The sequence below is a fragment of the Ensifer sp. LC384 genome (assembly GCF_001695865.1).
Lineage (GTDB): Bacteria > Pseudomonadota > Alphaproteobacteria > Rhizobiales > Rhizobiaceae > Ensifer.
In genome coordinates this window covers 94,275-115,114 of record NZ_MBST01000001.1, presented here as the reverse complement: position 1 = coordinate 115,114, position 20,840 = coordinate 94,275, and the positions used below count along the sequence as shown (strand labels likewise).

The 20,840-nt window shown below is 62.4% G+C and carries 18 protein-coding genes; 6 read left to right on the top strand and 12 right to left on the bottom strand.

The genetic code is table 11. The features are described 5' to 3' along the window. Positions 1-81 precede the first annotated feature (81 nt). Both BC363_RS00585 and BC363_RS00580 read right to left on the bottom strand, forming a co-directional pair. On the bottom strand, positions 82-579 hold the full coding sequence (locus BC363_RS00585) for a GNAT family N-acetyltransferase (RefSeq protein ID WP_083223733.1): 498 nt from the start codon (positions 577-579) through the stop codon (positions 82-84). Positions 580-729: 150 nt separating this feature from the next. Further along, on the bottom strand, positions 730-1,161 hold the full coding sequence (locus BC363_RS00580) for a rhodanese-like domain-containing protein (protein WP_065786884.1): 432 nt from the start codon (positions 1,159-1,161) through the stop codon (positions 730-732). An 89-nt stretch (positions 1,162-1,250) separates the two neighbouring features. On the opposite strand from BC363_RS00580, the gene ftrA reads away from it, so the two are divergent. Further along, positions 1,251-2,288 carry a transcriptional regulator FtrA gene (ftrA, locus tag BC363_RS00575; protein WP_202618524.1) on the top strand — a complete coding sequence of 346 codons (1,038 nt, stop codon included), beginning with the start codon at positions 1,251-1,253 and terminating at the stop codon, positions 2,286-2,288. 319 nt (positions 2,289-2,607) lie between these two features. On the opposite strand, the gene BC363_RS00570 is transcribed toward ftrA, so the two are convergent. Beyond that, positions 2,608-4,998: an arylsulfatase gene (locus BC363_RS00570; protein WP_065786885.1), complete on the bottom strand. Its 2,391-nt coding sequence runs from the start codon at positions 4,996-4,998 to the stop codon at positions 2,608-2,610. A gap of 251 nt (positions 4,999-5,249) precedes the next feature. Then, positions 5,250-6,245, bottom strand: a complete 996-nt coding sequence (locus tag BC363_RS00565) for a nucleoside recognition domain-containing protein (protein ID WP_065786886.1) — start codon at positions 6,243-6,245, stop codon at positions 5,250-5,252. A gap of 116 nt (positions 6,246-6,361) precedes the next feature. Here BC363_RS00565 and BC363_RS00560 point away from each other — a divergent pair, with 116 nt between their 5' ends. Further along, positions 6,362-6,814: an Lrp/AsnC family transcriptional regulator gene (locus BC363_RS00560; protein ID WP_065786887.1), complete on the top strand. Its 453-nt coding sequence runs from the start codon at positions 6,362-6,364 to the stop codon at positions 6,812-6,814. 111 nt (positions 6,815-6,925) lie between these two features. Here BC363_RS00560 and BC363_RS00555 read toward each other — a convergent pair whose 3' ends face one another. Continuing rightward, a complete protein-coding gene (locus tag BC363_RS00555) occupies positions 6,926-7,675 on the bottom strand; it encodes an SDR family oxidoreductase (RefSeq protein ID WP_065786888.1) in 750 nt (249 codons plus the stop codon). A gap of 443 nt (positions 7,676-8,118) precedes the next feature. Continuing rightward, positions 8,119-9,084, bottom strand: coding sequence for a threo-3-hydroxy-L-aspartate ammonia-lyase (locus BC363_RS00550; RefSeq protein WP_244519780.1), 966 nt, complete (start codon positions 9,082-9,084; stop codon positions 8,119-8,121). Positions 9,085-9,419: 335 nt separating this feature from the next. Here BC363_RS00550 and BC363_RS00545 point away from each other — a divergent pair, with 335 nt between their 5' ends. Next, entirely contained in the window at positions 9,420-9,827 is a 408-nt protein-coding gene (locus tag BC363_RS00545; protein WP_065786889.1) for a GFA family protein, read from the top strand. 75 nt (positions 9,828-9,902) lie between these two features. On the opposite strand, the gene BC363_RS00540 is transcribed toward BC363_RS00545, so the two are convergent. The 5 genes from BC363_RS00540 to BC363_RS00520 all read right to left on the bottom strand — a co-directional run bounded on the left by BC363_RS00540 (position 9,903) and on the right by BC363_RS00520 (position 15,370). Continuing rightward, positions 9,903-10,601: a Type 1 glutamine amidotransferase-like domain-containing protein gene (locus BC363_RS00540; protein ID WP_244519779.1), complete on the bottom strand. Its 699-nt coding sequence runs from the start codon at positions 10,599-10,601 to the stop codon at positions 9,903-9,905. 230 nt (positions 10,602-10,831) lie between these two features. Then, positions 10,832-11,137, bottom strand: coding sequence for a hypothetical protein (locus BC363_RS00535; RefSeq protein WP_141690193.1), 306 nt, complete (start codon positions 11,135-11,137; stop codon positions 10,832-10,834). Positions 11,138-11,308: 171 nt separating this feature from the next. Beyond that, on the bottom strand, positions 11,309-13,252 hold the full coding sequence (locus tag BC363_RS00530; RefSeq protein WP_065786891.1) for a MacB family efflux pump subunit: 1,944 nt from the start codon (positions 13,250-13,252) through the stop codon (positions 11,309-11,311). 20 nt (positions 13,253-13,272) lie between these two features. Beyond that, positions 13,273-14,592: an efflux RND transporter periplasmic adaptor subunit gene (locus BC363_RS00525; RefSeq protein ID WP_065787038.1), complete on the bottom strand. Its 1,320-nt coding sequence runs from the start codon at positions 14,590-14,592 to the stop codon at positions 13,273-13,275. A 163-nt stretch (positions 14,593-14,755) separates the two neighbouring features. After that, the gene (locus BC363_RS00520) at positions 14,756-15,370 is read right to left on the bottom strand and encodes a LysE family transporter (RefSeq protein WP_065786892.1); all 615 of its coding nucleotides are present in this window, start codon (positions 15,368-15,370) and stop codon (positions 14,756-14,758) included. A gap of 204 nt (positions 15,371-15,574) precedes the next feature. On the opposite strand from BC363_RS00520, the gene BC363_RS00515 reads away from it, so the two are divergent. The 3 genes from BC363_RS00515 to BC363_RS00505 all read left to right on the top strand — a co-directional run bounded on the left by BC363_RS00515 (position 15,575) and on the right by BC363_RS00505 (position 20,275). Further along, positions 15,575-16,222, top strand: a complete 648-nt coding sequence (locus BC363_RS00515; RefSeq protein ID WP_065786893.1) for a TetR/AcrR family transcriptional regulator C-terminal domain-containing protein — start codon at positions 15,575-15,577, stop codon at positions 16,220-16,222. A gap of 248 nt (positions 16,223-16,470) precedes the next feature. Further along, positions 16,471-17,490 carry a ketol-acid reductoisomerase gene (gene ilvC, locus BC363_RS00510; RefSeq protein ID WP_065775359.1) on the top strand — a complete coding sequence of 340 codons (1,020 nt, stop codon included), beginning with the start codon at positions 16,471-16,473 and terminating at the stop codon, positions 17,488-17,490. Positions 17,491-17,824: 334 nt separating this feature from the next. After that, positions 17,825-20,275, top strand: a complete 2,451-nt coding sequence (locus BC363_RS00505; protein WP_083223737.1) for an arylsulfatase — start codon at positions 17,825-17,827, stop codon at positions 20,273-20,275. Between the two features lie 219 nt (positions 20,276-20,494). Here the strand turns inward: BC363_RS00505 and BC363_RS00500 are convergent, their stop codons facing one another. Continuing rightward, on the bottom strand, positions 20,495-20,740 hold the full coding sequence (locus BC363_RS00500) for a helix-turn-helix domain-containing protein (RefSeq protein ID WP_065786894.1): 246 nt from the start codon (positions 20,738-20,740) through the stop codon (positions 20,495-20,497). Between the last annotated feature and the right edge of the window lie 100 nt (positions 20,741-20,840).

The window sequence follows — 20,840 nt, the reverse complement described above, 5'->3', positions numbered from 1 at the left end:
GCCGTTGCGCCGCCGCACTGTGCTGGCCGCCCGCTTATGAGTGTCTCTGCGAAAGCGCTGCCCTTACTGCCTCGAAGTTCGTTAGCTGCCAGATGATACCGGCATCGTCCATGGTTCCCACATTTCGTCGGGGCCACCGCCCTGGCGCCGGTAGAAGCGTTTGGCCGGCGCGTTGCCGGCAAGCACCGTCCAGTTGATGCGCGGCGCGCCGATGGCGGCTGCGTGGCGCTTCAGGGCGGCGATGAGGGCAGCGCCGGCGCCCGAGGAACGTGCAGCTTCCTCGACGAACAGTTCCTTCAAAACCACCGTCGGTTTCAGGTCGTAGGTCCAGGGAATGACATAGTGCACGGCGATGCCGACGACACGACCGTCGTGTTCGGCCACGAAGACGCCGAAGCGTGGGGCATCGCACAGACCGTGGTCGATCAGATCCCTTTCGGTGACGGCGAACTTGTCGATATAGCCTTCGAACACGGCAAGGCCACGCATCAGTGTCAGCACCGCGGGCACGTCGCGATGTTCGAACGGGCGGGTGGAAAGGGCATTCGTCATCGGGCTCATCACGGGGCCTTCAAGCATTGTTGATCCTGCCGGCTACCTTGGCGCGTTCGCACGGGTCCGCCAAGGCTGCCGTTTGGCGATCGGCATTGCTTCGCGCGATCGACGGGGCGACATGCAATGGCCGCCGATCGCCTGATCCGCGGGCCATCTGCCTCTTCAGCGCCGCCTTCAGGCGGCAAGCAGCAGCTTCGGCTCGCCCGGGGCGGTACCCGAGGCGAAAGCGAAACCTTCGTCTTCCCAGCCGGTAATGCCGCCGATCATGATCTTCACCGGCCGTCCGAGCCGGGCGATCTTCAGCGCCGCCTGGTCGGCTCCGTTGCAATGCGGCCCGGCGCAATAGGCGACGAACAGGGTATCGGCCGGCCACTCGGCCAAACGCTCTGCGGTGATTTCGCGGTGGGGCAGGTGGATGGCGCCCGGCACATGGCGGCGGGCATAGGCGGCCTCGGTGCCGACTGCGTGCAGCAGCACGAAGTCCTGCTCGCCGCTCTTCAGGGCATGGGCGACGTCGGCACAATCGGTCTCGACACTCAGGCGCTGGGCGAAATGGGCAATGGCGATCTCGGGTGCTGCGGCTGGGGTTTCGGTGACGTAGCTCATCTTGCTCTCCTTTGGTCGAAGTGGGCGGGTTGACGCAGAGGGTTGTAGCAAGCACAGGAAAGGGCTGGCAGATGGCAGGTTCGCCATATATGCTCAAGATCATGCCAAAACCATCTTTGACACTACAATCGCCCGCCAATCCCCTTGTCGTCGCTCTCGCCTATGACGGTCTCTGCACCTTCGAGTTTGGCGTGGCGGTGGAAATGTTCGGCCTGCCGCGGCCTGAGATGGGCGAGGGGTGGTATCGCTTCGCCGTCGCGGCGATCGAGCCGGGGGAACTGAGGGCGACGGGCGGCATCAGGCTGATGGCCGATGGCGGGCTCGATCTGTTGGCAGAGGCCGGCACCATCATCGTGCCGGGCTGGCGCGGTGCCGATACGCCGGTGCCTGAAGCCCTGTGCCGGGCGCTGCGCGCGGCGCATGCCGGCGGTGCGCGGGTGCTTTCCATCTGCTCCGGCGTCTTCGTGCTGGCGGCAGCCGGCCTTCTCTCGGGCCTGCGCGCGACGACCCACTGGCGCTATACCGACAAGCTCAAGACACTCTACCCCGATATCGAGGTGGTGCCCGACGTGCTCTATGTCGATAGCGGCGCGGTGCTGACGTCTGCCGGCAGTGCCGCCGGCATCGATCTCTGCCTGCATCTCATTCGCCGCGATTTCGGCAGCGAGGCGGCCAACCGGGTGGCGCGCCGCCTCGTCGTGCCGCCGCACCGCGATGGCGGGCAGGCGCAATATATCGAAAGGGCGGTGCCGGAGGTGCACGAGAGCGCGCGCCTCGGCCCGCTGATCGACAGGATGCGGGCGCGGCTCGGCGAGGATTTTTCGATCGCGACGCTGGCCAAATCCGTGGGCATGAGCGAACGCACCTTCCTGCGCCGGTTCGAAGCGGCCACCGGCACGACGCCGGCGCGCTGGCTGCTTGGCGAACGGCTGGCGCGGGCGCGGCAACTGCTGGAGGAAAGCGCGCTCGGCATGGAGCAGGTGGCGGAAGTTTCGGGCTTCGGCTCGACCCAGACGCTGCGCCACCATTTTCGCCAGCAGCTTTCGACGACGCCCGCGGCCTATCGCGCCACGTTCGGACGGACGGCGGCGCCTGCGAGCGTGATCGCCGGGGCGGGCGCGGAATGACCCATCCTGAGCCCGCGCTGCCCGAATGGCGCGGCCTCGGCTTCGACAACGCCGCGCGTCAAGTACGACCTGTTGTTCAAAAGCCGCCAGTCCTGGCGACCTTGCTGTTTTCTGGCCGTGTCGTTCGAGGCTCTGTGGCTGCTTCACGCCGCGTAGCGCCGACCTACAGCGCCGCGCGTCCTATCAAACGCGCAAAGGTCGCTGTAGCACTTTGAATTGCTGCATGTTTTTATCCTTAAATCGGATCCGATTTAAGGAAACATGCAGCAGCGGAACCGCGGACCCTGAAACTGGCTGTCCAGGGCCTGCAAATTAAGGGTTACGGCTGCAGATTGACGGTCAGCTTTGCAATTTCACCGTTGAAGGCGAACGGCACCTGATAGTCAGTTTCTTCGACACCTGTGCGCGTATCGACGCCCACATCGAAGGTCTCATCCCAGGGCATCAATGCCGGGATCGTGTGCGGTATTCTCGTGTTCGCAACCTCCTTGCCGTCCACCTTCAGGACGCCGGTGCCGCCCTTGCCCATGCCGGGTCCGTCGGATTTGAAATCGAAGACCAGCGTGTGCTTGCCGGATGAAAGGGTTTCCTGACCCTCCCAGCGGAAGCGCTCCATATTGACGAAGTTATACAGAAACACGGGTTTGCCCTTGAGGAGATAGAACCCGTATCCACCGAAGCGGCCCCCTGTGGTGACGAGCATACCTTCGCCGCCGTTTTCAGGAACGGTTACCTCTGCGGTGATCGTATAGGACTTGTTGATGACACTCGGTGCATTGCTTGTCGGAATGCCTGACATCACGCCGGCGTAGCTGAACTCCTTCCGTCCGGCGGTGGCGCTCGGCCGTGGCGTAAGAAGGCGTTCCAGGATCGAGTTGTCCAAGGGGAAGACGTCGTATTTTGCCGCTTCCATCAGAAACAGTTCCTGCATCTGGTGCAATTTTTCGGGCATTTTTGCAGCAAGGTCGTTGTTCTGGGAATAGTCCTCCGTGAGGTTGTACAGTTCCCACTTATAGCCGTCGACGACGTCGGGCATCGCTGTCTTGCCCATCAACCAAGGCGCTGCCGGCGGTGTCGTGCAGGCATACCAGCCGTCGTTGTAGATGCCGCGATTGCCGAACATTTCAAAGTATTGGGTCTTGCGGGCAGATGGTGCCTGGGCGTTGTCCCAGCTATAGGCCATGCTGACGCCTTCGATCGGCTTTTGCGCGACGCCATCGACCATCGCCGGGGCCGTCGTGCCTGTTGCTTCGAGGATCGTAGGAACGATATCGATCATGTGGTGGAACTGAGTCCGAACGCCACCGGCTTCCTTGATCCGTGCCGGCCAGGACATCGCCATGCCCTGGCGCGTGCCGCCGAAGTGTGAAGCAACCTGCTTCGTCCACTTGAACGGCGTGTCAAAGGCCCATGACCAGGCAACCGACATGTGCGGATAGGTTTGGTTGGAGCCCCATTTATCATAGAATTTCATCTGCTCTGCGACCGGCATCTGCATGCCTTCGATCGTGATCAGTTCGTTCGGGGTTCCTATCGCGCTTCCTTCGGCGCTGGTGCCGTTGTCTCCCTCGATGTAGATGACAAGGGTATTGTCGAGTTTCCCGAGATCATCGACGGCCTGGATGACCCGGCCGATTTCGTGATCCGAATAGGCAACATAGGCAGCGAAGACCTCAGCCTGGTGCGCAAACAGCTTCTTGCTTTCTGCGTCCAAAGTGTCCCATTTCGGCAGGGTATCCGGCCATTCGGTCAGCTGCGTGTTTGCGGGAATAACGCCGAGCTTTTTCTGATTGGCGAAAATCTGCTCGCGCAGCTCGTTCCAGCCCATGTCGAACTTGCCCTTGAACTTGTCGATCCATTCCTTCGTGGGATGGTGGGGTGCATGCGTGGCGCCGGGCACGTAGTAGACGAAGAACGGCTTGTCAGGTGCTGCCGCATTCAGCTGCTTGATATGATCGATCGCGTTGTCGGCCATGTCCGTTACGAGATTGTAGCCGGGCTTGCCGGTCCAGGGGAAAATCTGGGTCGTGTTCTGGAACAGGTACGGCTCCCACTGATTGCTATCGCCACCCATGAAGCCATAGAAGTAATCGAAGCCCATACCCGTCGGCCACTGATCGAACGGACCAGCGGTGCTGTACTGAAAGGCGGGGGTGTTGTGGTTCTTTCCGAACCAGGACGTGGCGTAGCCATTCTGCTTCAGGATTTCACCAATCGTAGCGTTCTCAATGCCGATGATCGAGTCATAGCCGGGATAACCGGTGGCCTGCTCGGAGATAACGCCGAAGCCTGACGAATGATGGTTACGGCCGGTGATAAGGGCGGCGCGCGATGGTGAGCACAGCGCGGTGGAATGGAACTGCGTAAAGCGCAAGCCGGCGTTGGCAACCCGGTCAAGCGCCGGCGTCGGAATAACGCCGCCAAATGTGCCCGCAACGCCGTAGCCGGCGTCATCGGTCATGATCAGCAGAATGTTGGGAGCGCCCTTTCGCGGCACGATCTGAGGCGGCCAGTAGGGTTTCGAGGTTTTCGCGTCGAGTCCGATATCTCCACCGAAGGCCGCTGGCGGGTTGGGCAAGTATCGGCCGTCGATCGTCGTTGTTGCGCTGGGCGAACCCAACTCACCTGTGGTTTCCTGCGCATGAGCGTTGAAATTCGACGCTGCCGTCAAACTCAACGTGGCGAGAAATAGCGTTCCAAGTCTTAGCATGTCGCTTCTCCTCCGGTGAAACGGGGAGGATTACAGAATGCTAAAATTAGGCAAGGATGTAACAGTTACGAAGCTGGTTTTGGCGTGTCGTCGGGTGAAGCAAGGCTTCGATGCTACTGCATGTTTCCTTAAATCGTATCCGATTTAAGGATAAAAACATGCAGCAACTCAAAGTGCTACAGCGACCCTTGCGCGTCTGATAAGACGCGCGGCGCTGTAGATGGGCGGCAGGAGCCGCCCCGCCGAAGTTTTCATCCGCCAAGACCGGCTTCCGATGGAGCAAGTTTGAAACCTTCCTTGCGGAAGAATGTCCTGAAAAACACCGCGTCGGGCGCCGAGCCGATGACCCTGGCGATCAAGGCCGTCGCGACGATTGCAAAGATAAGCCGGCCGAAGAACACGCTGGCAAAATCCGCGCCGAGCGCGACGACGACCAACGTGTCCTCGACGAGACTGTGGCCGAAGCCCATGAAGACGCAGGCGAGGAAGACCTGGCGCGGTTCGACGCTTGCCGTGCGCGCCTCGCGGATCAACAGCGCGCCACCATAGGAGATCCCGAGAAGCACGCCGACGGCGGTGAAGGGCACTGTCTGCGGCTGGATCCCGGCGAGGCGGAAGAGCGGCGCCATTGCCCGGTTCAGCCAGCCGAGGATGCCCACCATCTTGAGGATCTCGATCATCCAGCTCAAGGCCAGTAGGACGACGAGCATGGTCGCGAGCGTCTTCAGCGTGCTGAAAGTGAAGCTGATCCAGTCGGAGCCCTGGTTGACCGGTGTCCATGCCGGGCTCAGAGGTGCGGCGAGCCATCCGGTCGCCGCGAACAGCTGGTGCAGGAGTGCTGCGAAGATGAGGCCGCCAACGATACGCAGCGCCGCTGTGACCACGAAGCTTGGGCCCGCTTTCTGGATGATGCGCTGTTCGATCGGAATGGCGTGCGCCACCAGCATCAATGCCGAGAACACGGTCATGTCGGCGGTCGTCAGCTCCGAAACCGGCACCAGCGCAAAAACCACCACCACCGCCCCCCAGATGCCGACCAGCAAACCGGTGAGCCAGGCAAAGGCGAGTTCGGGCGGCAGCCCGACCAGGGTCATCAGCGGCTCGAAGGCCGGCGCGATTGCCCGGATCACGCCCAGCTCCTGCAGGACGTGCGTGGCGATGGTGACGGGAACGATGATGCGCACCAGCTCCCAATAGACTTCGAGTGTCGCGAGCGTCTTGCGGTAGAGGATGATGTGAACGGCCATGACGGTGTCTCCCTGAGTTGTCATCCAAGGACTAGCGCGGGGCCGTTCGCAGTTGTGGTCAAAATATGCGAATCTGTGCAATAAAATTGCACGGGCCGCATGAATGGGGAATCGGCATGGACAAGATCGACAGAAAGCTGCTCACGCTGCTGCAACAGGATGCGTCGCGCACCAATGCCGATCTTGCGGTTGAAGTCGGGCTGTCGCCGTCGAGTTGCCTGCGCCGTATCCGACGGCTTCACTCGGCTGGCGTCATCGACCGGGTGGTCGCCGTCCTCAATCCGGCCAAGGCCGGCCGGTCGGTGAAGGCGATCATCACCGTCGAGTTGGAGCGCCATGGCGAACAATATGTGCGTCGCTTCCTCGACCTTGCCGCCAAGGAGCCTGCGGTGGTTCAGGCCTATAGCGTCAGCGGCGAGACCGACGCTCTCCTGATGCTGCGGCTAAAGGACATGGAAGAACTCGATGCCCTGACCGAGCGGCTCTTCCGCGACGAGAGCAATGTCGCGCGCTACTACACGATGTTCGTGATCCGCACGGGCAAGGAGACGACGGCGATTCCGCTCTGAGGCTTGCAGTTTGCTGCGGGGCCTTCGCCTTTTCGATGACGGTGCAAGGCGCTGTGCAGCAGGCGCCGGGGCAAATCGCCCCGGCGCGCGAAATCGGCGCTGCCGTTGTCGTCACTTGACCGCGGCATTCCCGCCGTCGGCGTAGAGCGCGGAGCCCGCGACGAAGCTCGCCATCGGGCTTGCGAGGAACAGTGCCGCCCGGGCGATCTCATCGGGCTGGGCGATGCGTTTCATAGCGTGCAGGCCGGCGGCCCATTCCTTTTGCTCCTTGCTGCCGCCCATCGGCGTGTCGACGCCGCCCGGAAGCAGGGCGTTGGCGCGGATGCCGCTCGCGCCGTAATCGGCGGTGATGCCTTTCACCAGGCCCATCAGCCCGGCCTTGCTTGCACCGTATGCGCCGAGGCCGGGGATGCCGGCGCTGGTTCCGACGAAGGTGGAGGTGAAGACCAGCGATCCGCCGCCGCGCGTGAGCATTGCCGGGATCTGGTGGCGGGTGCCGAGGAAGGCGGAGGTGAGGTTGGCGGCCAGCGTCTCCTGCCATTCCGCGGCCGTGATCTCGGCGAGCGGCTTCATGGCGCCGACAGCACCGGCATTGTTGACGGCGATATCGAGGCCGCCGAACCGGTTGACGGCGGCTTCGACCAGCCGGGCGTGTGTGTCTTCCTCTGTGACGTCGCCGCTGACGGCGATCGCCTCGCCGCCGGAGGCTCGGATGGCCTCCGCCACGGCGGCGAGCGGCGCTTCGTTGCGGGCGTTCAAAACGACCTTCGCGCCTTCGGCGGCGAACAGTTCTGCTACCGCTCTGCCGATACCCGACGAGGCGCCGGTGACGATGACGATCTTGTCTTGCAGCATGGACATGGACTTGCTCCTCTTGGTTGAGGCGCCCTGAGTATCTTCGGCGAGGAGCAGCGCCCACCCGATTTCCGATCGGGTGCAACTGAATGACGGCGGTGATCGAGGATTTGAAGGGCTACAGCGCCGTGCGGCTTGGCGCGGCGAAGAAAGCGGCTCAACCACCTGCACGCCGGGGCCGACTATCCCTCACATTCAGCGGAAGAAGAAAAACCAGACGGCAAAGGCCAGTATCCAAATCAGGACATAGTAGAACGCTTGTCCCTCGATCATGGCGACGATCCCCATTCCCCGATCGAAGGCATATTACAGCGCCGCGCGTCTATTTAGACGCGCAAAGGTCGCTGTAACACTTTGAGTTGCTGCATAATTTTGTCCTTAAATCGATTCCGATTTAAGGAATTATGCAGTAGCATTGATGCAAACGAAGGATAAGCTGACACGCCGCTTCAGCGCCCGTCCAGAAGTGCGCTGAAGGTTTTCAGATCGATATTACCGCCGCTCAACAGAATGCCGACCCGCGCGCCGCCACAGGCGATTGCGCCATGCAAAACGGCCGCCGCGGCCAGGCAGCCGGTCGGTTCCACGATGATCTTCATGCGCTCGGCAAAGAACCGCATCGTCTCGACCAGCTGGGCATCGGTAACCGTGACAATGTCATCGACCTTGTTTTTCAGGATGGCGAAGTTGTGGTTGCCGACATGGGTGACAATCGCACCATCAGCGATGGACTTAGGCACCGGGATCTGGACCACTTCGCCCTTTCGCAATGATTGCTGGCCGTCGTTGCCTGCCTCGGGCTCGACGCCAACAATGGCGCAGGCAGGCAACAGCGCCCTGGTGCTGAGCGCGCTGCCCGCAAGCAAACCGCCGCCGCCCAGCGGAACGACGAGCAAATCGATCTCCCCAACGTCCTCGATCAGTTCCAGTGCTGCGGTGCCCTGTCCCGCGATGACATCCGGATGGTCATAAGGCGGAATCAGCGCTGCTCCTCGTTCGGCGGCAAGGCGCAGGCTTATTTCGGCACGATCTTCCGTATAGCGATCATAAAAGACGACCTCGGCTCCATAGCCCCTGGTCGCCGCCACCTTTATCTCCGGAGCGTCCTGCGGCATCACCACCGTTGCCGAAACACCCTGGAGTCTCGCGGCATAGGCGAGTGCCTGGGCGTGATTGCCGGAGGAATAGGCGACGACACCATTTTGCCGGGACCGTGTGTCCAGCGCAGCGATGGCATTGTACGCGCCACGGAACTTGAAAGCTCCAGCACGCTGCAGATTCTCAGCCTTGAAAAACACGGCCGCGCCGGCTCGTGCGTCCGCAGTTCGCGACGTCAAAACGGGCGTGCGGTGAGCCGCGCCAGAGATGCGTGCCCGCGCGGCCCGGACATCGTCGAAGGTCGGGATGCGCAGCAAAGCGGGTGCCGGTGCAGGACTGACCACGAGAAACCTCCATTGCGCACGCGGTGGCCCGGGAAGAGAGGGAATTGTCCAAGGCACGGCAATGTACCATCGCGCCGGCGTTTGCACGAGCCAGGTCGAACAGCCATTGGTGATGGCTGGCCTACGGCACCGCTGACACGGCCGAAACCGCATCGTGTTCGCCTATGCCATCGCTACATAACCACGATTTTCAACCGCTGCGACCGATGACATAGTTGCGCAGCTTGAAGGCGTCGCGTCGGACATGACGCGCACACACCGCAAGACCTTAAGCAGGCGGTACTTTTCAGGCGAGGCGGGAGGGCGGAATGCTGAAGACCTATACTGGCAGCTGCCATTGCGGCGCGGTGCGCTTCGAGGCGGATATCGACATCAGCGCCGGAACGGGCAAGTGCAATTGCACGCTCTGCACCAAGATCCGGCTCTGGTCGGTGGAGGTGACGCCTTCTGCTTTCCGCCTGACGGCCGGCGAGGCGGAACTGACCGACTATCGCGGGCACAACGAGGTCGCCCACCATTTTTTCTGCCGCCACTGCGGCGTGCGCCCATTTGAGCGCATTGATATGCCGAACATGACGGGACGCACCTATTACAACATCAATGTTTCCTGTCTCGACGGCGTCGATATCGACGAACTGGTCGCCGCACCCGTCACCTACTTTGATGGCCTCAACGACGATTGGGGTTCGACACCATCAGAGATACGGCATCTCTGATCGCCGCGGACGCTCACGTTTTGCGGGCCGTCCCTTAGCGTGCGGGCTCCTGCTCTGGTGCCGCCAGCGGCAAACTCAGGACGGCGATATCGAGAAACCGCCGAATTCGACTTCGCCTGGCGCGCGCACGGCGCCACCGGAGATCCAAAGCGGACTTCCCACGCACTCAATCCGTCCGTCGGTAACAACGACACCGTCGCTGTCGTTGCAGGCGAGGATCGGCCTCGGCGTATGGGCGCTGTAGCGCAGCAGTGCGAGCAGGTAGGTGGCGTCGTCATTGAGGTGCGGGAAGAATTCGAATGGTAGGAGATCGAGCGCATCTCCATCCGTTATGTCCTCGGGTCTCCGGCCGATAAAGAGCCCGTCTGTCGCGATCGTCGGGTTCATGAGAATGGCGCCGGCGCTGACACCGATCAGGGTGCCGCCCGAGAGCGCCCAGTCCCGGAGCGGCTGGATCAGCCCGCTTCGTCGCAGCCGCTCGAGGAAATCGCCCGTATGCCCGCCGGACAGATGAATGGCGTCGCAGGCAAAGAGTGCGGCGATGTCCTCTGCCGAACGCGGTTCGTCGAGATCGAAGAACAGCTGGAGATCAAGGCAGGATCGGCCGTAATAGGCTTGGCCGCTCTGGAAGAAGTTGCGATCCGGCTCCGGGCCGGAGGCCACATAGGCAAGCCGATTTCCGGTTCCTCGCGCCTTCAGCAAGTCCGCAAGCCTGCGGTCGATTGCCGAACAGTCGGGGAAAAGTTGATCGCTGTAGAGGATGAGGTTGAGCAACTTGGCCTCTTGCGTCGCGGCGCCGTCCGATTTGCGCCGAACCACCATCACGCTGTGCAGAGAGCTTTGTCGATCAACAGGCGAGCCGTGGTCAAGTCCGGTCCGCGGCGGGCGAGATGGTGTGAGTAGGATTGGAGGTTCGCCCGCTTCTTCTGCAAAGGCAGTCCGGCGTCATGTAGCAGACACCACAAGAAGGCTGTTCAGATACTTGAACGTTCGCTTTCGCTTTATCAGGCGATGGCCGACAAGCGGCGGCCATATCGCCAGACGCCAAGCCAACTGAAGTAGTTGACGAGAAGCGACATCGAGATCCAGAGCAGGCTGGTGAAGTTATCGCCGCCTTCGAGCAGGCCGACAAATCGAACGATGTTGAGCAATGAAAGGCATCCGAGCGCGATGCCGAGGAGCCAGCCGAACGGTCGCCAGAACCCGAAGGGAGGGACATGCAGGTTGAAGGCGTAGGCGACGAGGCCGATTGCTGTGACAAGTGTCATGGCCATGATTGCGCCGCCGATGATCTTGGTGCTCGACGTCAACTGCACTCCTAAACTCAGCATGACGTAGCCGGCAAATACCAGCCCGATGGCAAAGGCCAGACTATAAAGAACTGCAAAGACCTTCCACATAGCGAATCACACCCACAGGCTGCAAAATGCCACCTTGGGTGGCGCGGCGCGTTTTGTCCACTGGCCGCCGCGCGCCATGCCTCAATCAGCACTGAGCGCCACGGCCGGCTGCAGCCTCGAGGCGTTGCGGGCGGGGAGGAAGCCGAAGACGAGGCCGGTGAGGAAGGCGCAGGCGAAGGCGAGCGCCACCGGGCCGAGCGTGAAGGCGACGGGCATGCCGAACTGGCCGGCGAGCGCGCCGACGCCGAGGCCAAGCAGGACGCCGAGCGTGCCGCCGATCGCCGAGACGACCAGTGCCTCGATGATGAACTGCAGCAGGATGTCGCGCTGGCGCGCGCCCGTTGCCATGCGCACGCCGATCTCGCGGGTGCGCTCGCTGACCGACACGAGCATGATGTTCATCACGCCGATGCCGCCGACGAGCAGCGAGATGGCGGCGACCGAGCCGAGAAACAGCTTCATCGTATTGGAGGTTTCGGTGAAGGCCTCGCGCACCGACGACATGTTGGTGATCTGCGTGTCCTGACGCTTGTGGCGCTGGTCGAGCAACGCCTGAATCGCCTGTTGGGTGATGTCGATGGCGGCCGCGTCCTTCACCTGCACGGTGATGGTGCGCACGTTGCGCTGGCCGAAGAGGCGCATGCTGCCCGTCGTCAGCGGCACCAGCACGACGTCGTCCTGGTCGTTGCCGAAGGAGGTGGCGCCCATCTCGGCCATCACGCCGATGACCTGGAAGGGGATCTTGTTGACCAGCACATATTGCCCGAGCGGGTTGTCGCCGTCGGGAAACAGCGTCTTGACCACGGTCTGGCCGAGGACTGCCACCGGCGCATAGGTGTCCATGTCGTCCTCAGTCAGGAATTCGCCCTGCTGCATCTTCCAGGATTTGGCGGTGGTGAACTGCGGCACCGTGCCGTTGGCGCTGGTCTGGTAGTCGACATTGCCGCGCCGGACCGTGACATTGCTGGTCAGTTCGGGCACGGCGAAGGCGACGTTCGGCACCTCGAGGATGGCGTCGGCATCGGCGGGAACGAGGGTGACGTTGCTGCCGCCGGCGCTGCCGCGGAAATTCGCCATGCTTGGCCGGATCACGAGCAGGTCGGAGCCCATGGAAGAGATGCGGTTGAGCACGGAATCCTGCGCGCCGGTGCCGATCGCCAGCATGGCGACGACCGAGCCGACGCCGATGACGATGCCGAGCAAAGTGAGGATGGTGCGGAAGAGATTGGCGCGCAGCGCCCGAAGCGCCATCTTGACGGCTTCCGTGACGTCGGCGATCGCAGCCGAGCCCTCGCTCACCGTCCGGCTCAGCGCATGCGCGGCCTCCGGATTGCTGCGGCTCTTCTTGGTGCGGTCGGCGACGATGCGGCCGTCATGGATCTCGATCAGCCGGTCGGCCTGTTCGGCGACCTCGCGCGAGTGGGTGATGACGATGACCGTGTGGCCCTTGTCGTTCATGTCGCGCAAGAGCGCCATGACGTCGGAGCCGCTCTGGCTGTCGAGCGCGCCGGTCGGCTCGTCGGCCAGCACCACGCGGCCGCCGTTCATCAGCGCGCGGGCAATCGACACGCGCTGCTGCTGGCCGCCGGAAAGCTGGTTCGGGCGATGGTCGAGCCGCTCGCCGAGCTTCAGCTGGTGCAGCAGGGCGCCGGCGCGGTCGTGGCGGTCGCGCGCCGACATGCCGGCATAGACGGCCGGTACCTCGACGTTTTCCTGGGCGCTCGCGGTCGGAATGAGATTGTAGCTCTGGAAGACGAAGCCGAAGGTGCGCCGGCGCAGCGCCGCCAGTTCGTCGGTGTCGAAGCCGGAGACCCGTTCGCCGTCGATGAGATAATCGCCCCCAGTCGGCTGGTCGAGACAGCCGAGGATGTTCATCAGCGTCGACTTGCCCGAACCGGACTGGCCGATGATCGCGACGAACTCGCCGGCCTCGATGTCGAGCGAGACGCCGTGCAGCACCTCGACGGCGAGATCGCCGTTGAAATAGGTCTTGCTGACATGCCGGAGCGAGAGGAGCGGGGTCATGGCCAATCTCTAAATTGTCCTCAGAACATCGGCGGCATGCGCATGCCGCGTTGGCTGCCGCGAGTGCCCGCCGCCGGGGTATCGGAGCCGGTGGCGACGACAACGGTGTCGCCTTCGGCAAGCCCGCTCCTGATCTCGGCGTTGACCCGGTTGCGGATGCCGACCTCGACGGCACGGGTTTCAAGCGCGCCCGAGGATGTGACCACGGTCACCTCGGCGCTGCCGGCAGCGCCTGCGTTATCGGCGCGCTTGGCGGCGCCTTGGCCGGAACGCTGGCCGGTACCTTTCTCGGTCGTGCGCAGCGCAGCACTCGGTATGATCAGCACGTCCTTGGCGGAGGACTGCAGGAAGAACACCTGGGCACTCATCGACATCATCAATTCGCCATCCGGATTGGCAACGTCGAAGAGGGCGTAATAGAGCACGACGTTGTTTTCCGTGTCCGGCATCGGCTGGATCTGGCGGAGCTTGCCCGCAAAGCGTTTTCCCGGCTGGCCGAGCAGGGTGAAATAGGCGTCCATGCCGACCTTGAGCCTGCCGACATCGGCCTCCGACACCTGCGCCTTGACGGTCATGGTCGACAGATCGGCGATGGTGACGATGGTCGGCGTCGTCTGGTTGGCGTTGAGCGTCTGACCTTCCTTGGCCGGGTTGGCGACGATGGTGCCGCCCATCGGCGCGAAGATCTTGGTGTAGCCGAGATCGACCTTGTCGCCGGCAAGCGTCGCCTGCTGCTTGCGGATCTGCGCTTCGATGGCGTTGACGTCGGCCTCGGCGGCGGCGAGGTCGGCGATGGCCTGGTCGAGCGTCGACTGGGCGATGCTGTTGGCGGCGACCAGATTGCGCTGGCGATCGATATTGGCCTGCTTCAGCACGAGCTGGGCCTTCTTGGAAATGAGCTGGGCCTGCAGATTGGCAAGCTCGGCCTGGTCGATCTCGATCCGGTTTTCGATGGTGGCGGGGTCGATTTCCGCGACGAGCTGGTTCTGCTCGACCTTGTCGCCGATATCGACATGCAGCGCCTTCAACTGGCCGGAGACCTGGGCGCCGGCATCGACCGACTTGACCGCGTCGAGCGTGCCGACGGCGGTGACGCTGTTTTCGATGTCGCCGCGGGAAACGACCTGGGTGACCATCGCGGCAGTGGTCGGGTTCGTGGCGTAGCGCGTCCAGCCGTAATAACCGGCGCCGACGACGGCGAGAACGACGGGGATCCACAGCCAGGTGCGCGTGCGCCGCTTGCGCCGGACGGGGACAGCACCCGGAATGAAGGTGACGTTGGGTGTCACGTCCTCGCGTGCGGTGGTTTCCGCGCGTGCCGTCTTGCCTGTCTTGTTCATGCCCATACCTGGCCCCATACCTGGCTTTGCCAGCGCCAACGTCACAGGCGCGCTTCATCCTAGCAGCAAATAGGGACAAACGGCCCGGCCGGGAAGCATTGAGATCATTATATTATTGTAATGTTTTGGCGGCGGAGGGCGGGGCCGACCCTCGTCTCACGCCTTAGCGGCTGAGCAGCAACTTTCCGCCCATGCCCATCAGGGCCACACCCATCGTGGTCTCTATTCCCGTCTTCGCCCTGGCAAAGATCCGTCGTGCGGCTCCATGCGAGAACAGGAGCGCCAGGCCGCAATACCAGACACAGGAAACAAGGGCTGCCATCAGCACGACTGCCACGTAAAACCACGGTGCGGCATGTGCAGGCACCATGACGGAGAAGATGCTGCCATAGAAGGCGATCGACTTGGGACTGGTCATCGAGACCAGATAGGCCTTGCGAAAGGCGGTCGCGCCGGTGATGCCCTGGCCGTTGGTCGATACCAATGGCTTGCGCGCGCCAAGCACCATCTTGACACCGAGCCAGATCAGGTAGGCGGCGCCGGCCAGCTTCACGGCAGTATAGATCCAGGGCACCTGCGTCAGGATGATGCCGATGCCGGCAACCGCCAGCAGCGCCCAGGTGAGGGAGGCTGCCGCCAGTCCCAGGCCCGCGACAACGCCGGTGCGGCGGGAAACGCTCATCGCTGTCGAGGTGACGATTGCGAAATTCGGCCCCGGGCTGACCACGCTTAGAACGAACACGCCTGCGATCGTCAGAAGCTGAAACACCTCGTGCATGGGGACACCCTGTCGCTTGTCGTCGATAGGGCGCTTTTAGCATCGGCCCCGGTTTAGGGGTAGTGACCTTTGGCCGCCGGCTGCCGGCGGCCATCCCGCGCCGACAAAATTTCCAATGGTCCGGTAAAATCGCCTTGACGGTCCGGTCGCGCTTCATTAGAAGAATGCGAACCGTACCGTACGGTACTGAATGGGTGGAGCCGAGTGCAAAGCGTTGCTGCGACAAGAGAGGCGAATGCCGGGAGCGGCCTGACCGAGCGTCAGGGCGTCGTTCTCGAAGAGGCGTTGCGTCTGCTGGTCGACGGCGGCGAGAAGGCGCTGACGACGGCGGGTGTGGCGCGGGCTGCCAACTGTTCGAAGGAAAGCCTCTACAAGTGGTTCGGCGATCGCGACGGGCTCTTGTCGGCGATGATCGGGTTCCAGGCGAGCAAGGTTCGCACCCAGGATCCCGCCGCCGACGCGCTGAACGCGGAGAGCCTGCGCCGGCACCTGGTCGTCTTTGCCAAGGATCTGCTCGAGGTTCTGGCCGGCGACGTGTCGCTGGCGCTGAACCGGCTGGCGATCGGCCAGGCGAGTCGTGAAGGTTCCAAGCTCGGCCACATGCTGCAGGAGCGCGGGCGCCGGCAGATCGGGCGGCGTGCCGCCGCGCTGCTGGAGGCCGGCCGCAAGGCGGGGCTGCTGGCATTCGACGACGCCGACGAGGCTTATGGCGCGCTTTACGGGCTGGTCGTTTCCGACTGGCACCTGAAGATGCTGCTGGGCGAAGAGGCCGGCGAGATGAAAAAGGGTTTTGGCCGCAAGGCGGAGCAGGCGGTCAGCGCCTTCCTCACGCTCTACGGCACGAAAGGGTAACGGCGAGGGAGGATCTCGCCTGCAGCGCCGCGCGTCGAAGACGCGCAAAGGTCGCTGCAGCACTGGAATTGCAGCGCCGCGCGTCGAAGACGCGCAAAGGTCGCTGCAGCAATCGGAATTGCAGTGTCTCGCGCCGGGAAGCGCTGAGGTCGCTGTAAAACACGGAATTGCTGCATGGCTCCTGGACCGATCCCGGTTTTGGGCGTCGTGCAGCGGAACAACAAATAGCAACGGGAAGGACCATTCAAATGCGCGTCTATTACGATCGTGATGCCGACATCAACCTCATCAAGTCCAAGAAGGTCGCCATCGTCGGCTACGGCAGCCAGGGCCGCGCGCATGCGCTGAACCTGAAGGACTCCGGCGCCAAGGAAATCCGCATCGCCCTGAAGCCGGGTTCGGCAACGGCTGCCAAGGTCGAGGCCGACGGCCTCTCGGTTCTCTCGGTAGCCGAAGCTGCCAAGTGGGCCGACCTGATCATGATGGCAACGCCGGACGAACTGCAGGCCGAAATCTACAAGGCCGACATCGCCGGCAACATCCGTGACGGTGCTGCGATCGCATTCGCCCACGGCCTCAACGTTCACTTCGGCCTGATCGAGCCGAAGGCTTCGCTCGACGTCGTCATGATCGCGCCGAAGGGCCCGGGCCACACGGTCCGCGGCGAATACCAGAAGGGCGGCGGCGTTCCTTGCCTCGTTGCCGTTCACCAGGACGCTTCCGGCAACGCTCTTGACCTTGCGCTCTCCTACGCCTGCGGCGTCGGCGGCGGCCGTTCGGGCATCATCGAAACCAACTTCAAGGAAGAGTGCGAAACCGACCTCTTCGGCGAACAGGTCGTTCTGTGCGGCGGTCTCGTCGAACTGATCCGCGCCGGCTTTGAAACGCTGGTCGAAGGCGGCTACGCGCCGGAAATGGCCTATTTCGAGTGCCTGCACGAAGTGAAGCTGATCGTCGACCTGATCTATGAAGGCGGCATCGCCAACATGAACTACTCGATCTCCAACACGGCCGAATGGGGCGAATACGTCACCGGCCCGCGCATCATCACGGAAGAAACCAAGGCCGAGATGAAGCGCGTCCTCAAGGATATCCAGACCGGCAAGTTCACCTCGGAATGGATGCAGGAATACAAGTCGGGTGCAGCCCGCTTCAAGGGCATCCGCCGCGTCAACGACGCCCACCAGATCGAAGAAGTCGGCGCCAAGCTGCGCGGCATGATGCCCTGGATCGGCAAGAACAAGCTGGTCGACAAGGCGAAGAACTAAGCCTTACGGCATAATTCCTTAAATCGGATCCGATTTAAGGATAAAATTATGCAGCAAGTTTAAAGCGTTACAGCGTCCTTTGCGCGTCATATTTGACGCGCGGCGCTGTAGCCATCAGACACATGCGGAAAGCCGGGGTGAAAACCTCGGCTTTTCTTTTTGTCGATGCGCTCACCGCGCGACACTTGCAGTGGTGATGAAGGGGGTAAACATAGCCCTTAAGTTTAGTTTGTGCTAAATTTCGCGCCGCATCGATACGCCCCTATTGGGCGCGTAGTCTTTCCAACTCCCCATGACCTTTGATCCAGCGTGACCAGACAACGGAGGAAGGCAGATGAGTGACGATATCAAACTGACACGTCGCGGCGTTTTGCTTGGCAGCACCGCCATTGCCGCGACTGCAGGGCTCAGTGCCCGCCCGGCTGAGGCCGAACTGAAGGAATACCCGCCGGGACAGGCATTCTCCGGCGTCATCGGGCGCACGTTCGATGTTTCGCAGCCCGCCTGGCCGGCGCCGACAAGGGCGCGCGAGGGGACCGCCAATGTGCTGTTCATCGTTCTCGACGACACGGGCTTCGGCCAGCTCGGCTGTTTCGGCAGCCCGATCCACACGCCCAACTTGGATGCGCTTGCCGCCGACGGTCTGCGTTACAGCAACATGCACACGACGGCGCTTTGCTCGCCCTCGCGATCCTGCTTTCTCACCGGACGCAACCACCACTCAAACGGCATGGCCTGCATCACCGAGGGCTCGGAGGGGTTCCCCGGTGCGAACGGCCAGATACCGTTCGAAAACGGCTTCCTCTCGGAAATCCTGCAGCAGAACGGCTACAATTGCTATGCGCTCGGCAAGTGGCACCTGACGCCCGCAGAACAGACCTCGGCGGCCGGGCCCTACAGCCGCTGGCCACTGGGGCGGGGGTTCGAGCGCTACTTCGGCTTCCTCGGCGGCGATACCCACCAGTATTATCCGGAACTCGTGCGCGACAACAGCCAGACGGAGCCGGACAAGACGCCGGAAGAGGGGTATCACCTGACGCCGGATCTGGTCGCCAAGGCCAAGTCGATGATCGCTGACTCCAAGCAGGTGGCGCCCAGCAAACCCTTCTTCGTCTACTTCGCCCCCGGCGCGATGCACGCGCCTCATCACGTGCCGAAGGAATGGGCCGACAAATACAAGGGCCAGTTCGACGACGGCTGGGATGCCTATCGCGAAAAGGTCTTCGCCAAACAGAAGCAGATCGGCATCATCCCGGAGAATACCGTTCTGTCGCGCCACGACCCGGATGTGCAGGACTGGCAGAAAATGTCCGCGGACGAACGGCGGCTGTTTGCCCGAATGATGGAGGTCTTTGCAGGCTTCCTCGAACACACCGACCATTATATCGGCGAGCTGATCGCCTTCCTGAAGGACATGGGCGAATACGAAAACACGCTGATCATGGTCGTTTCCGACAATGGCGCCAGTGCCGAAGGCGGGCCGAACGGCTCGGTCAACGAAGGCAAGTTCTTCAACAACGTGCCTGACGATCTCCAGCAGAACCTCGCCGCGATCGATGATCTCGGTGGCCCGAAATATTTCAACCACTATGCCTTCGGCTGGACCCATGCCGGCAACACGCCCTTCCGCCGCTGGAAGCGGGAGACCTATCGCGGCGGCGTGTCCGATCCGTTCATGATCGTCTGGCCCAAGGGCATCAAGACCAGGGGCGAGATCCGCAGCCAGTACTGCCATGGGATCGACATGGTGCCGACAGTGCTCGATGCGCTGGGGATCGAGCCGCCGGCGCAGATCCGCGGCGTCACCCAGTCGCCGATCCAGGGCTTCAGCCTGAAGTCCTCCTTCGATGACGCCGATGCGCCGTCGCTGCATATCACCCAGTATTTCGAGATGTTCGGGCACCGCTCGCTCTATCACGACGGCTGGCGTGCGGTGTGCCCGTGGCCGGGAACCTCCTTCACGGAGTCGGGCCTGACCTTCGGCGCGCCGATCTCGTATGAAAAACTCATCGAGCTCGATGCCAAGGGGTGGGAGCTCTACAACCTCAAGGAGGATTTTTCGGAGACGAAGAACTTGGCCGAGACGGAACGCGACCGGCTGATCGCGATGATCGGCATGTGGTATGTCGAGGCGGGCAAATACAACGTGTTGCCGATCGACAGCCGCGGTACCGCGCGCTTTGCCGATGAACGCCCGCAGATCGCGGCCAATCGCAAGAAGTACATCTACTACCCGGGTACCCAGGTCGTGCCGGGAAGTGCAGCGCCCTATCTCGTCAATGTCGCCCATTCGATTTCCGTCGAGGCGAACGTGCCGAAGGGGGGCGCGGAGGGTGTGCTGATCTCGATGGGCGGCGTCGACGGCGGGTTCTCGTTCTACGTCCAGGAGGGCAAGCTGATCTACGGCTACAACTATGTCGCCGACCAGCGCTTCACCGTGCAGTCGGACGCGGCCATTCCCGAAGGCGATCATATCTTCAGCTTCGAGTTCACCCCGACCGGTAAGGCCGACATCGCCAAGGGCAAGGGCGTGCCGGCCAATATCAAGCTGTTCGTCGACGGCAAGCAGGCCGGGACCGGCGACCTGCCGGTGACCATCCCGATCTCGCTTGGCCTCGCCGCAGGTGTCTGCGTCGGGGCGGATTCCGGGTCGCCGACCATGGATGCTGCCTACAAGGCGCCCTATCCGTTTACCGGCGTGGTGAAGAAGGCACTGGTCGACGTGACCGGCGAGGCTGTCGAGGATATGGCCGCGCAGATGAAGGTGTATCTCTCGCGGCAATGAAGGCCGCACGCTCTCGCACGAGGGGGCACATATGAAGGAAGCCGGGGCAAAACCCCGGCTTTCCCTTTTGAGCCAATGGCCGTGAAGGCCAGATTTCAGTTCAGACTCTCGGCTTGAAGCAGCGGCGGTTACGCCTTGCTGCAAGAGAATGGTCTTTCCAGTCCGCATTTCGGGGTGGGCAGGGCGCCCGGTTTGGGCACGATATGCCCGGCACCGCTGCTATCGCATCGCGGTGAAGGTGACAGGCGGGACTTGCAAGGCAGCGGCGATGCGCTGCAGCTTGACGGGATCGGCATCGGCACCGAGTTCGACCTTGGAAATTTCGGTTTCCGTCAGGCCTGTTGTGACCGACATTTCATCGACAGTGTAGCCGTGGGATTCACGCGAACGCTTTACAGCGGCTCCGATGCTGACGCGGGAAACAGTGGCGTCGGAAGCCTTATTCAGATTTTTCTTAAAGGACATGAAATGTCTCCTTCGTTGGTCCACCGACAAGGAGTTTCGTCGGGTGAAGGGGGCCCGAAAGTATCGTGCGACTCGAACAATGAGTGGCGATCAGGCATCG